Here is a 12,930-nt window from a genome sequence, read left to right as displayed (position 1 = left end):
GATGAAATCCGGGCGGCACCGGATCCGTGGCGGCGCGTCTCGCGCCACCATCTCTGCATGCTTCGAACACTGTCCACACTGGGCCTCGCTGGCGTCACCCTCCTCGCCGCGGCGGCCTGCGGCGTCGCCGACATCGACACCTCCGCGGAGGAGGATCGGTACGGCGTGCCGGGTACGGTCACCGCGCTCGACGTGCGCGCCAACGCCGGCTCGGTGACGATCGTCGCCACCGATGGGCCGGTGCAGGTGCGGGAGACGCGCCGGTACTCCGACGAGCCGCCGCGCACCAGCCACCGCACCGAGGGCGGCACGCTCTACCTCGTCGACGACGGCTGCGACGGCAAGCGGCGGTTCAACTTCAAGTGCGAGACCGACTACCGCGTCGAGGTGCCGGCCGGCGTGACGGTGGCCCTGAAGGCGGACGCCTCCGAGGTGACGATCACCGGCATCACCGGCGCGCTCGACATCGCCACCGACGTCGGCGCGATCAAGGGGACCGGGCTCGCGGGCAAGACGAAGGCGTACACCAACGTCGGCGATGTCGACCTGCGGTTCGCGACCGTGCCGGCCAGCGTCGACACCTCCAACGACGTGGGCAGCACGGCGGTGTACCTGCCGTCGACCGGGTCGTACCGGTTCGACGTGGACGTGGAGCTGGGCGACCAGAACATCGATCTGCCCACTAGCCCCGACGCCAGGACGCTCGTGACGATGCGGGGCAATGTCGGCGACGTCTCGGTGCGGGCCGCCTAGGCCCTAGTTGTACCGGGTGCAGATCGCCTCGATCGTGACGAGGACCGCGAGGCTCTCTACCGCGAGCAGACCGATGAGCACGAGGAGCTGGATGGCGCCGGCCTGCACCGGGCTGGCGCCGCCGAGCAGCACACCGACGAACGCCCCGGGCAGGGTCACCAGGCCCACGGTCCGGGTCTGGTCGAGCGCCGGCACGAGCGCGGTCGCCGCCTTCGGCCGGGCGATCTCGAGTGCGGCGTCGCGGCGCATCAGCCCGATCGCGAGGCCCGCCTCATACTCGCCGTGCCGGGTGCGCAGCTCGTCCAGCGCTCGCCGGCCGGCCAGCGAGGTCGCGGTCATCGCGCCGCCGATGAGGATGCCGGCGATCGGCACGACGGAGATGCCCTTCAGCGGCACCAGGCCGGAGGCGAGTAGCAGCGTGAGCACCGGCGCGACCCCGGCCGCGATGGCCGCGGCGGCGATCCACCACGCGGACCAGCCGTCGCCGACGCGCCGGGCCGCGGTGAGGGCGGCGACGGTGTACATCAGACCGATGAACGCGGACGTGAGCAGCCCGTGGCGGAGGACCACGACGATGATCACCGACACGGCGGCCAGCTGCACCGCGGCCCGGAGGGACGCGGTGAGCACCGCGCGCCCAACGCCGAGCCTCCCGGCGTAGGCCACCCCGGCTCCAGCGAGGGCGAGCACGCCGAGCACAACCCCAAGCAGCGGTCCGATCGGCACATCTGTCTCGGTCACGCCGTAGATGATCTCCCGGCGAGCAGGCGGTTGTCGCCTCGACAGCGTTGATCAGGACTTCTGGCGGGTCGCCACGTCGGAGAGCCTGCGGAGCGATTCGACATTGCGTCGGTGCAAGATCAGGTCGTTCAGCTTCGTCCTCAGCCAGCGCGCCGGGCCGGCGGTGAAGTCTTCGCCGATCGTGACCTTGGTGCGGCCGGGGGAGACCTCGGTCAGGGACAGGATCACCTCGGCCTCGCCCAGGGGCCACATGTGGGGGCGCACCACCAGCTCGCGGTGCGGGTCGGAGCGCAGCACGACCGTCTTGTCACGCAGCGAGAGGGGCCACGGCCCCGCCTTGTGGTAGAGGTGCGCGCCGGGTGCCGGCCACGAGTCGTCGACGTTACGGACGTGTGCCGTGCCGACGACCCAGTCGCTGTACGTCCAGCCGTCGGCCAGTACCGCCCACACCCGCTCGGGCGAGGCATCGATGACCCGTTCCACGACCGCCATGTCAGTGCAGGTACCCGCGTTGGGGACAGGTGTAACCGGTAAGTCTTCGGGTACCAGCGGCCCATGCGCGTACTCGGTGTCAACGCGATCTTCCACGACCCCGCCGCGGCGCTGGTGGTCGATGGCCAGGTGGTGGCGGCAGCGGAGGAGGAACGGTTCAGCCGGCGCAAGCACGGCAAGCGGCCAGTGCCGTTCTCCGCGTGGGAACTGCCGGAACTGTCCGCCGCCTGGTGCCTGGCCAGCGCGGGCCTGGACCCAGGCGACCTGGACGCGGTGGCGTACTCGTTCGACCCGGCGCTCTGCCTGCCTGAGCGCGACGGAGATCCTTGGGACTGGCTGCGCCAGCGGTACGCCGAACGCGCGCCGCACTTCCTCGCGACCGCGCTGCCCGGGCTCGACCCGGGCGCGGTGCGCTTCGTGCCCCATCACGTGGCGCACGCCGCCTCGGCGGGGCTCGCCATGCCGTACCGGGACGGCGACAGCGCGGTGCTGGTGCTCGACGGGCGTGGCGAGTCGGCCAGCCATCTGGCCGGGGCCTACCGCGACGGCGTGCTGGAGCCGCTGTACAGCCAGGCACTCCCGCACTCGCTCGGGCTGCTGTACGAGGACCTGACGCGGCACCTCGGCTTTCTGCACTCCAGCGACGAGTACAAGGTGATGGCGCTTGCCTCGTACGGTGCTCCGAAGCACCTCGGGGTACTGCGCGAGCTGATCCGGAGCACCGGCGAGGGCGGTTTCGTGGTCGAGCGGATCGATTGGGGCGCACTCGCGAAGGCCCGACCCGCGCACGCGGACCTCGCCGAAGAGCACGCCGACCTTGCCGCGAGCGTGCAGGTGCGGCTCGAAGAGGTGTTGCTCGACCTGGTCCGGTGGGTGCACGAGGCGGCCGGTGGGCCGCGCACGCTCGCGATGGCCGGTGGAGTCGCGCTCAACTGCGTCGCGAACGCCCGGATCGCCGCCGAGGGGCCGTTCGACCGGGTGTGGGTGCAACCCGCCGCGGGCGACGCGGGCACCGCGCTGGGGGCGGCCCTGCACGTCGCGCGCGAGCTGGACGACCGCACCGCACCCATGCCCGGCGCCGACCTCGGCCGCGGCTGGTCCGACGAGGAGATCGAGGCAGAGCTGCGGCGGGCGGCGCTGCCCTACACACGGCCGCCGTCGATCGCGGCGGAGGCGGCCCCGGTACTGGCCGGTAGCGGCATCGTCGCCTGGTACCAGGGGCGCAGCGAGTACGGGCCGCGGGCGCTCGGGCACCGGTCGCTGCTCGCCCACCCGGGTGACCGCGACACCACCGTCCGGATGAATGCTGTGAAGGGGCGCGAGCAGTTTCGTCCGATCGCACCGATGGTGCGCGCCGAGCGAGCGGCCGAGATCTTCGAGGGCAATCTTCCGAGCCCGTACATGCTGTTCGTGCACCGGGTGAAGCCCGCGTGGCGGGAGCGGATCCCCGCCGTCGTGCACGTCGACGGTACGGCCCGGGTGCAGACGGTGGACCGGGAGAGCGAGCCGCTGGTCGCGGAGATGCTGGCCGAGTTCGACCGGCTGACCGGGCTGCCGGTCGTGGTCAACACGTCTCTCAACACCGCGGGGCGGCCGATGGTCGACACGCCGCGCGAGGCGATGGAGCTGTTCGGCTCCGCGCCCGTCGACCTGCTGGCGATGGGGCCGTTCGCGGTGCACCGGGTCGGCGCGTTCCGATGAACGTCTCGATCGTCATCCCGACGGTGGGGAGGCCTAGCCTCGGGGTGCTGCTCGAGGCGCTCGCGCGGGGTGTGGACGACCGGGTGGAGATCCTGATCGTCGACGACCGCGGGCCGGTGGACCGCGCCGAGCCACTCGTGGTCCCGGCGACGCTGTCCGCGTACACGAAGGTGCTGGCGGGCGGCGGCGCGGGACCTGCGGCGGCGCGCAACGTGGGTTGGCAGGCCGCCCGATCCGAATGGATCGCGTTCCTGGACGACGACGTGGTGCCGGACCCGGACTGGTTCGCGCGCCTGGCGCGCGATCTCGACGTCCCGCCCGACGTGGGCGGCGTGCAGGGCCGGGTCCGGGTGCCGCTGCCGGCGCACCGGCGGCCGACCGACTGGGAACGCTCGACGGCCGGCCTGGCGCGGGCTCGCTGGATCACCGCGGACATGGCGTACCGGTCGGCCGCGCTGACGGCGGTCGGCGGGTTCGACGAGCGGTTTCCGCGCGCGTACCGAGAGGACACCGAGCTGGCGCACCGAGTGCGGCAGGCCGGGTGGCGGCTGCTGGTCGGTGCAAGGGCGGTGAGTCATCCGGTGCGCCCCGAGGGGCCGTGGGCGAGCCTGCGGGCACAGCGCGGGAACGCGGACGACGCGTTGCTGCGCCGGATGTACGGTCCCCGGTGGCGGGCGCTGCTGGAGATCGCGCCGGGACGGCGACGCCGGCACGTCGCGACGACAGCCGCGCTGGTCGCGGCCTTGATCGCCCCGCGCACTCCGGTTGGGATGCTGGGCGCGGCCGGCTGGCTGGCGGGTACCGCGGAGTTCGCGCTGGCACGGGTCGGGCCCGGTCCCCGGACGCCGCGCGAGATCGTGACCATGGCCGTGACGAGCGCGGCCATCCCGCCACTCGCCACCATGCACTGGCTGCGCGGCTGGTGGGCGGGGCGTGGCGCCCGCCCGTTTGGCGAGGTCAGGTGATGTTTACTTCACCTTCTCCCGGGCACTCGCCTCTCGTGCTTTTCGACGTGGTTCTGTTCGATCGGGACGGCACGCTCGTCGTAGACGTTCCATACAACGGGGATCCTGACCAGGTACGCCCGGTGGCTGGGGCGCGCGCCGCGCTCGACCGGCTCCGGGCCGCCGGGCTGAAACTCGGCGTGGTGACGAACCAGTCCGGCCTGGCGCGCGGCCTGTTCACCGCCGCTGACCTGGCCCGGGTGAACGCACGCGTCGACGAGTTGCTCGGGCCCTTCGACACCTGGCAGGCGTGCGTGCACGGTCCCGGCGACGGGTGCCGGTGCCGCAAGCCGGCGCCCGGGATGATCCTCGACGCCGCGCGGGCCCTCGGTACCACGCCAGAGCGCTGCGTCGTCGTGGGTGACATCGGCAGCGACATGATCGCCGCTGGTGCTGCCGGAGCCGCGGGGATCCTGGTGCCGACCGAGGTCACCCGGGCGGAGGAGGTCGCCGCGGCCCCAGCGGTGGCTGGCGACCTGGGCGGGGCGGTAGATGTGATCCTGCGCCGGCAGCGACTCGTGGCCAGCCCAGCGGGGGTACGCCGCCGCACCGTCCTCGTCGCCCGCCCTGACTCGGCGGGCGATGTGCTGGTGACGGGCCCCGCGATCCGGGCGGTGGCGGCGGGCGCCGAGCGCGTCGTCATGCTGTGCGGGCCGCGCGGGCGGGCCGCGGCCGAGCTGCTACCCGGCGTCGACGAGCTCATCGAGTGGCGGGTGCCGTGGATCGACCCGGAGCCATCGGCAGTGGATCGGTCCACAGTGGATCTAGTGAGGGATCGGGTTGCCGCGGCCGGCGTCGAAGAGGCCGTCATCTTCACCTCGTTCCACCAGTCGCCGCTGCCGCTGGCACTGGTGCTGCGGATGGCCGGCGTGGGCAGGATCTCCGCGATCAGCGATGACTATCCCGGCTCCCTTTTGGACGTACGGCACCGGGTGCCGCTCGGCCTGCCCGAGACGGAGAGAGCGTTGTCGCTGGCCGCCGCGGCCGGCTTTCCGCTTCCGCCGGACGACGGACCCACACTGCGGCTGCGCGAGCTCCCCCCGGCTGGGCTGCCACTCGGATACGTGGTGGTGCACCCCGGCTCGTCGGTGCCGGCCCGTGCCTGCCCACCGCAGCGGTGCGCGGAGATCGTCACCGCGCTGGCCGATGCGGGGCACCGCGTCGTGGTGACCGGCGGTCCGGACGAGCGTTCGCTCAGCGGCCGGGTCGCCGGCTCGGTAGGTGTGGACCTGGGTGGGCAGACGTCGCTTGGTGAGCTCGCCGCGATCATCGCTGGCGCCGGCTGCCTGGTCGTCGGCAACACCGGGCCGGCGCACCTGGCGGCTGCCGTCGGCACGCCCGTGGTGAGCCTCTTCGCACCGACCGTCTCCTTCGGACAGTGGGGCCCGTACCGCGTGCCGTGGGTGCGGCTGGGTGAGGCGGCCGCCCCGTGCCGGCACACCCGGGCGTCGACGTGCCCGATACCCGGCCACCCCTGCCTGGCCAGTGTGGATCCGCACGCGGTCGTCGAAGCCGTCCGCCTGGTGGGTGTGCGATGAACGTGTTGCTCTGGCACGTGCACGGCTCGTGGACGACCGCGTTCGTACACGGCAAGCACCGGTACCTCGTGCCGGTGACGCCCGACCGCGGGCCGTGGGGCCTGGGCCGGGCACGCACGTACTCGTGGCCGGACACGGTGGTCGAGGTTCCGCTGCATCGGCTTTCCTCCGAAGAAATCGACATCGCTATCCTCCAGCGCCCGTCCGAAGTGGACCTGCTGGACGCCCTGCTCGGTCGTCGCGTGCCCAGGATCTACGTCGAGCACAACACCCCCAAGGGTGACGTGCCGGACAGCCGGCACCCCATGGCCGACCGGGACGACCTGCTCGTCGTGCACGTCACCCACTTCAACGACCTGTTCTGGGACACCGGCGACACCCGCACCGCCGTCGTCGAGCACGGCATCGTCCCGCCCACCGCCTCCTACACGGGCGAGCTGGACCGGTTCGCCGTGGTGACCAACGAGCCGGTACGCCGCGGCCGGGTCACCGGCACCGACCTGATGCCGCGGTTCGCGGCCGTGGCGCCGCTCGACGTGTACGGCATGGGCGTGGCCGGCCTGGCCGTACCGGACGTGACTGCCCACGAAGACGTTCCGCAGGCGCGGATGCACGCGGAGGTCGCGCGCCGCCGCGCCTACCTGCACCTGTGCCGCTGGACGTCGCTCGGGCTCAGCCTCATCGAGTCGATGGCGATGGGCATCCCAGTCGTGGCGCTCGCCACCACCGAAGCCGTCGCCGCAGTTCCGCCGGACGCGGGCGTTCTCAGTACCCGGGTCGACACGCTCGTCGAAGCCGCACAGTGGCTCCTCGAGGAGCCCGAGGCGGCGCGCCGTCTTGGCGCCCGGGCGCGTGAGGCCGCCGGCACCCGCTACGGCCTCGATCGTTTCCTCGCCGATTGGGACCGGCTGCTTGAGGAGGAAGTATGCGCATCGCGATGATCTCAGAGCACGCGAGCCCACTGGCCTCGCTGGGCGGCGAGGACGCGGGCGGCCAGAACACGCACGTCGCCGAGTTAGCCGCGGCCCTCGTCGACCAGGGTCACGAGGTGCGCGTGTACACCCGCCGGGACGCACAGGAGCCGCCCGATCTGGTGCGGATGGACGGCGTCACGGTCGTGTACGTGCCCGCCGGCCCACCCGAGGCGCTGCCGAAGGATTCCCTCCTGCCGTACATGAAGGACTTCGGGCGTCGGCTGGTCGAGCAGTGGCGCGGCGACTGGACACCCGACGTGGCGCATGCGCACTTCTGGATGAGCGGGCTCGCCGCTCTCACCGCTGGAAGGCAGACCGGGGTCCCGGTGGTGCAGACATACCACGCGCTCGGCACCGTCAAGCGCCGGTACCAGGGGGCGGCGGACACCAGCCCGCCCAAGCGGATCGGGTACGAGCGGGCGCTCGGCCGAGCCGTCGACCGCGTGATCGCGCAGTGCCAGGACGAGGTGCGGGAACTGGTGCGCATGGGCGTTCCACGGTCGCGCCTGGCGGTCATCCCGTCCGGTGTCAACAGCGAGAAGTTCACGCCCGAGGGGCCGACCGTGCCTCGTGACCCGAACCGGTCCCGCGTCCTCACGGTCGGCCGGCTCGTGGAGCGCAAGGGCTTCGCCGACGTGATCCGGGCCATGCGCGCGTTGCCCGACGCGGAATGCGTCATCGTCGGCGGGCCGCCAGGCTCCAGCGTGGACGACGACCCACTTGCCCAGAAGCTGCGTGCCGAAGCCGAGGCGGCCCGCGTGGCCGACCAGGTCCGGCTCGTCGGCGCGGTGCCAGCAAGTGAAATGCCGAGTTGGTACCGGTCGGCCGACGTGGTCGCTGCCGCACCGTGGTACGAGCCGTTCGGACTGGTGCCGCTGGAGGCAATGGCCTGCGGTATACCTGTGGTCGGGACAGCTGTCGGCGGGATCACAGACACCGTCGTGGATGGATTGACCGGTGATCTGGTGCCGCCGCGCGACCCGCGGGCGCTCGGCGTCGCGCTGCGCAGACTGCTCGCCGACCCCGTGCGACGTTTCACGTACGCCACCGCCGCCGTCGACCGAGCACGCCAGTGCTACTCGTGGAAGCGGGCCGCCGAACAGCTCATCGCGGTGTACGAGGCGGTCGGCGGCCTGCGCCGGCCGAGCGGGGCGGTGGCCTGATGTCGTCGGTACTCGACAGCCACCTGGCGGCGTTCGCGTCCGCGTTGGTCCCGTATCGGCAGGTCGCCGGCAAGCTGGCCCGCTGGGGCACCGAACTGGCGCGTACGCTCGCCGCGGGCGGTAGGTTGCTGGTCGCCGGAAACGGCGGGAGCGCCGCCGAGGCCCAGCACCTCGCCGCCGAACTGGTCGGCAAGCTGCGCGACGACCGCCAGCCGCTGTCCGCCATCGCGTTGACCGCCGAGACGTCGTCGCTGACCGCCATCGGCAACGACTACGGGTTCGAGGAGGTCTTCGCGCGGCAGGTAAGGGCGCACGGCCGCCCGGACGACGTCTTGCTACTGATGTCGACCAGCGGACGCAGCACCAACCTGCTCGCTGCCGCTGAGGCAGGCGCCGAGGCGGGGCTGCGCGTGCTGGCTTTCACCGGACAGAGCCCGAACCCCTTGGCCGAGCTGTGCTCCGACGTCCTGGCGGTGCCGTCGTCTGACCCGCAGGTCGTGCAGGAGCTGCACCTGGTCTCGGTACACGTGCTGTGCGAGCACATCGACCTGGCGCTGCCGACGCTGGTCGCGCGCCGTCCGGCCCTCTCGTTCGTGAGGTCTTCGTGATTGTCGTGGTGGGTGACACGCTGCTGGATCGTGATGTGGATGGCGCGGTGGAACGGCTGTGCCCGGACGCCCCAGCGCCCGTCCTCAATGAACGGTCGGCATTGGAGCGCCCCGGTGGAGCAGGGCTGGCGGCGGTGCTCGCCGCGCGGTACGGCGGCGACGTCGTCCTGGTGACCGCGCTCGCCGACGACGCGGGCGGGGCCTGCTTGAGCGAGCTGCTGTCCGCGGCCGGTGTCAAGGTGTACGCCCTGCCAATGCGCGGCGCGACGCCGGAGAAGGTGCGGCTGCGCGCCGACGGGCGAGTGATGCTGCGGCTCGACCGCGGCGGTGCGCCCGGCGCGGTGGGCGAGGCGCCCGACGCGGCGCTCGCGGCGCTCCGCGACGCCACCGCGATTCTGGTCAGCGACTATGGCCGCGGGCTCGTCCGGCAACCGGACCTGCGGGCGGCGCTCGGGAGGGCGTCCGCGCCGGTCGTCTGGGATCCACACCCGCGCGGCCCGGCACCGGTGCCGGGCGTACGGCTCGCCACACCCAACGAGGCGGAGGTGCGCCGGCTCGCTTCCGCCGGCTCGTCCGGCTCTGAGGTCGACGGCGGCAGCCGTATCGCCGTGGCGACGGCGGGTGCGCAGGAGCTTCGGCGGCGCTGGCGTGCCGGCGCGGTCGCGGTCACGATGGGCGCCGACGGCGCGTTGCTGTGCCACGCCGGCCCCACGCCACTGGTCGTACCAGCGTCCGTCGTGGACGGTGGCGACGCGTGCGGTGCGGGCGATAGCTTCGCGGCGGCGGTGACGGTGGCGCTCGCGGGCGGCGAGCTGATGTCGCGCGCGGTCGAGCAAGCCGTACGGGACGCCACGGCGTACGTGTCGTCCTCGTTGTTGTCTTCTTCTTCGCCGCGGCCTTCCCCCGGCGGGGTTGGTCGGGACGCAGCCGGTGAGGTGCTGTCGCGGGTGCGGGCCGCTGGCGGGCAGGTGGTCGCCACCGGCGGCTGCTTCGACCTGCTGCACGCCGGTCACGTCGCGACCCTGGAAGCGGCCCGCCGGCTCGGTGACTGCCTGGTGGTCTGCCTCAACTCCGACGCCAGCGTCCGAGGGCTCAAAGGCCCCGAACGGCCGGTCGTGGGCGAGGCCGACCGGGCACGGCTGCTCGCCGCACTCGGCTGCGTCGATGCCGTCGTCGTCTTCGACGAGTCCACACCGGAGGCCGTGCTGACCTGGCTGCGCCCCGACGTGTGGGTCAAGGGCGGCGACTACGGCTCCGACGCGGCCGAACTGCCCGAGGCCGACCTGATGCGGCGCTGGGGCGGCCAGGCCGTTCTCGTGCCGTACCTGGACGGTCGTTCCACCAGCACCATGATCGCCGCTGCGCGGGAGGGAGCACGATGAGGAGCGTTCTGGTCACCGGAGGTTCGAGCGGCCTCGGCGCCGCCGTCGTCACCGCCGCCGCGAAGGAAGGCTGGCGGCCGTACGTGCTGGACCGTCGGCCGCCGGCCGAAGGCGTGCCCTGGGCCGACTGCGACCTCGCCGACACCCGCGCCGCGGAGGAGGCGACCCGCGCCGCGGCCGCGTCACTGGGCGGTTTGGACGCGGTGGTCGCCGCCGCCGGTATGGACGTGCCCGGGCGACTCGCCGACGTGCCGGCGGAGACCTGGGAGCGCGTCATCGCCGTCGACCTGCTCGCCACGGCGGCGGTGGTCAGGGCGGCACTGCCATCGCTCGAACAGGCACACGGGACGATCGTCACGGTCGCGTCCACATTGGGCGTCAAGGCGGTCAGCGACGCCACCGCGTACTGTGCGGCGAAGTTCGGCGTGGTGGGCTTCACGCGGGCGCTCGCCGCCGAACTGGCCGGCAGCGTCGACGTCACGCTGCTGGTGCCGGGCGGCATGCGCACGGCGTTCTTCGACGAGCGCGACGAGCGATACAGGCCCGGCGCCGACGCCGTGCTCAACGACCCGGCCAGCGTCGCCGCGGCTGTGATGTTCGCACTCGACCAGCCCCCCGGCTGCGTCGTGCGGGAGCTCGTGGTCTGCGCCGACCAGGAGACCTCCTACCCATGATCCTGATACTTCGCGCTCTGGGCGTCGGTGACCTGCTCACCGTGGTGCCGGCGCTGCGGGGCCTGCGCGCGGCCTTCCCGGACCGCCCCCTTGTGCTCGCCGCGCCCGCGTGGCTGGGCCCGCTGGTCGACCTGATCGGTGGCATCGACGCGCTCGTACCGTGCGATGGGCTGGCGCCGCGCCAGCTGCCCGCTCCCAGTGTGGCCGTCAACCTGCACGGTCGCGGACCGCAGTCGCACCGGCTGCTCCGATCGGCCGGGGTGGCGCCGATGATGGCGTTCGCGTGCCGCGAGGCCGAGCACCACGAGGGTCCGGTGTGGACAGCGGAAGAGCACGAGGTGCGGCGCTGGTGCCGCATGCTGTCCTGGTACGGCGTCGCCACCGACCCGTCGGACCTGGCGGTGCGCCGCCCGCCACCACGGTCGGTGGGGTTGACCATCGTGCACCCGGGTGCCAAGGCGCCGGAACGGCGCTGGCCGGTGGCGCGGTTCGCCGCCGTGGCCGCCGCGTTGCGCGGGCGCGGCCACCGGGTGGTGGTCACCGGGTCGCCCGCCGAGGCGCCGCGCGCCGCTGACGTGGCCGCTCTCGCTGGCCTGCCACCCGGGGCGGTGCTGGCCGGCGACACCGACATCGGCGACCTGGCCGCGCTCGTCGCGCACGCCCGCCTGGTGGTCAGCGGCGACACCGGCATCGCCCACTTGGCCACCGCGTACCGGACCCCGTCGGTGACCGTGTTCGGCACGGTGTCACCCGCGCTCTGGGGGCCACCACCCGACCGGTCCGAACACCGGCCATTGTGGCGCGGAAAGCTCCTGGACGTAACCGTCGAAGATATACTGTCGGCTGTGGACGGAGTGCTCTGTGCGCCTACGCCGTAGCGACCCGAGCAGGCCCGGGTATGGCAGGCGCCGGCACGGGCGAGGGTTCGTGTACATCGACGAGGCGGGACGGCGGATCACCGACCCGGACGTGCTCGACAGGCTCCGGTCGCTGGTCATCCCGCCCGCTTGGCGCGAGGTTTGGATCAGCCCCGACGAGCGCGGCCACATCCAGGCCACCGGTGTCGACGCGGCCGGCCGCAAGCAGTACCTGTACCACCCCGTGTGGCGGACCAAGCGCGACGAGGCCAAGCACGACCACGTGCTGCGGGTGGCGCGCCGCCTGCCGCGGATGCGCAAGCGGATCGAGGCCGACCTGGCTGGCCGCGGGCTCGGCCGAGACCGCGTGCTGGCCGCGATCGCCAAACTCCTCGACATGGGCGCGTTCCGGGTGGGCGGCGAGCAGTACGCGTCAGGCGCCGACCCCACGTACGGTGTCGCGACCCTACGACCAGAGCACGCCAGCGCACAGCGCGGCTACGTGGTCCTCGAGTACCCGGCGAAGGGCGGCATCGAACAGATCAGTACGGTGAACGACCCGGCGGTGTGCGAGGTGCTGCGCTCATTGCGCCGGGCTCGGCGGGGACACGTGCGGCTGTTCGCCTACCGCAACGGGCGGCAGTGGCACGAGGTGCGCAGCGACGAGATCAACGAGTACCTGCGCGAGATCAGCCGCAGCGAGATGACCGCGAAAGACTTCCGCACCTGGCACGCGACGGTACTGGCGGCGGCGCGGCTGGCTGCGGCCGGGCCGCAGCCCTCGGCGACGAAGCGCCGCCGTACGGTAAGCGCCGTCATGCGGGAGGTGGCCGACCTGCTCGGCAACACGCCGGCGGTGGCGAGGGCCTCCTACGTGGACCCCCGCGTCCTCGACCTCTTCGCCGACGGCGTGGTGGCAGACCTCGACTCGACCAGCGACCGCGAGCGCGCCGTCCTCCAACTCCTGTCCGACTAGGCCACCCCACGCCGCCCAGGGGCGCCACACAACGGCGTCCTCGGGTTGAGGGCTTGAGCAGCGCGGC

Annotated in this window: 13 protein-coding genes; 11 read left to right on the top strand and 2 right to left on the bottom strand. The window is 72.9% G+C overall.

The genetic code is table 11. The features are described from left to right. The first annotated feature begins 57 nt into the window (after window positions 1–57). Complete coding sequence (locus V6V89_RS15570; protein WP_334619816.1) at window positions 58–753, top strand: DUF4097 family beta strand repeat-containing protein; 696 nt, start codon at window positions 58–60, stop codon at window positions 751–753. Between the two features lie 3 nt (window positions 754–756). Here the strand turns inward: V6V89_RS15570 and V6V89_RS15565 are convergent, their stop codons facing one another. Both V6V89_RS15565 and V6V89_RS15560 read right to left on the bottom strand, forming a co-directional pair. Beyond that, window positions 757–1,494 carry an ABC transporter permease gene (locus tag V6V89_RS15565; protein ID WP_334619815.1) on the bottom strand — a complete coding sequence of 246 codons (738 nt, stop codon included), beginning with the start codon at window positions 1,492–1,494 and terminating at the stop codon, window positions 757–759. A gap of 51 nt (window positions 1,495–1,545) precedes the next feature. Next, a complete protein-coding gene (locus tag V6V89_RS15560) occupies window positions 1,546–1,986 on the bottom strand; it encodes an SRPBCC family protein (RefSeq protein WP_334619814.1) in 441 nt (146 codons plus the stop codon). 63 nt (window positions 1,987–2,049) lie between these two features. On the opposite strand from V6V89_RS15560, the gene V6V89_RS15555 reads away from it, so the two are divergent. The 10 genes from V6V89_RS15555 to V6V89_RS15510 are packed head-to-tail and all read left to right on the top strand — an operon-like array spanning window position 2,050 to window position 12,863. Next, window positions 2,050–3,687 carry a carbamoyltransferase family protein gene (locus V6V89_RS15555; RefSeq protein WP_334619813.1) on the top strand — a complete coding sequence of 546 codons (1,638 nt, stop codon included), beginning with the start codon at window positions 2,050–2,052 and terminating at the stop codon, window positions 3,685–3,687. Beyond that, a complete protein-coding gene (locus V6V89_RS15550) occupies window positions 3,684–4,652 on the top strand; it encodes a glycosyltransferase family 2 protein (protein ID WP_334619812.1) in 969 nt (322 codons plus the stop codon). Before V6V89_RS15555 ends, V6V89_RS15550 begins: the two co-directional genes overlap by 4 nt. Next, window positions 4,652–6,229, top strand: a complete 1,578-nt coding sequence (locus tag V6V89_RS15545) for an HAD-IIIA family hydrolase (protein WP_334619811.1) — start codon at window positions 4,652–4,654, stop codon at window positions 6,227–6,229. The genes V6V89_RS15550 and V6V89_RS15545 overlap by 1 nt, the downstream gene beginning before the upstream one ends. Beyond that, window positions 6,226–7,170, top strand: a complete 945-nt coding sequence (locus V6V89_RS15540) for a glycosyltransferase (protein WP_334619810.1) — start codon at window positions 6,226–6,228, stop codon at window positions 7,168–7,170. The genes V6V89_RS15545 and V6V89_RS15540 overlap by 4 nt, the downstream gene beginning before the upstream one ends. Then, entirely contained in the window at window positions 7,155–8,366 is a 1,212-nt protein-coding gene (locus tag V6V89_RS15535; protein ID WP_334619809.1) for a glycosyltransferase, read from the top strand. Before V6V89_RS15540 ends, V6V89_RS15535 begins: the two co-directional genes overlap by 16 nt. Then, complete coding sequence (locus V6V89_RS15530) at window positions 8,366–8,974, top strand: D-sedoheptulose-7-phosphate isomerase (RefSeq protein WP_442935149.1); 609 nt, start codon at window positions 8,366–8,368, stop codon at window positions 8,972–8,974. Before V6V89_RS15535 ends, V6V89_RS15530 begins: the two co-directional genes overlap by 1 nt. Continuing rightward, on the top strand, window positions 8,974–10,356 hold the full coding sequence (locus V6V89_RS15525; protein WP_334619839.1) for a PfkB family carbohydrate kinase: 1,383 nt from the start codon (window positions 8,974–8,976) through the stop codon (window positions 10,354–10,356). Before V6V89_RS15530 ends, V6V89_RS15525 begins: the two co-directional genes overlap by 1 nt. Further along, window positions 10,353–11,030: an SDR family oxidoreductase gene (locus V6V89_RS15520; RefSeq protein WP_334619808.1), complete on the top strand. Its 678-nt coding sequence runs from the start codon at window positions 10,353–10,355 to the stop codon at window positions 11,028–11,030. Before V6V89_RS15525 ends, V6V89_RS15520 begins: the two co-directional genes overlap by 4 nt. Further along, complete coding sequence (locus V6V89_RS15515) at window positions 11,027–11,908, top strand: glycosyltransferase family 9 protein (RefSeq protein ID WP_334619807.1); 882 nt, start codon at window positions 11,027–11,029, stop codon at window positions 11,906–11,908. Before V6V89_RS15520 ends, V6V89_RS15515 begins: the two co-directional genes overlap by 4 nt. Beyond that, window positions 11,892–12,863 carry a DNA topoisomerase IB gene (locus tag V6V89_RS15510; protein ID WP_334619806.1) on the top strand — a complete coding sequence of 324 codons (972 nt, stop codon included), beginning with the start codon at window positions 11,892–11,894 and terminating at the stop codon, window positions 12,861–12,863. The genes V6V89_RS15515 and V6V89_RS15510 overlap by 17 nt, the downstream gene beginning before the upstream one ends. Window positions 12,864–12,930: the final 67 nt, after the last annotated feature.

The sequence above is a fragment of the Micromonospora sp. CPCC 206061 genome (assembly GCF_036906915.1).
Lineage (GTDB): Bacteria > Actinomycetota > Actinomycetes > Mycobacteriales > Micromonosporaceae > Phytohabitans.
This window is presented reverse-complemented; position numbering and strand designations above follow the sequence as displayed.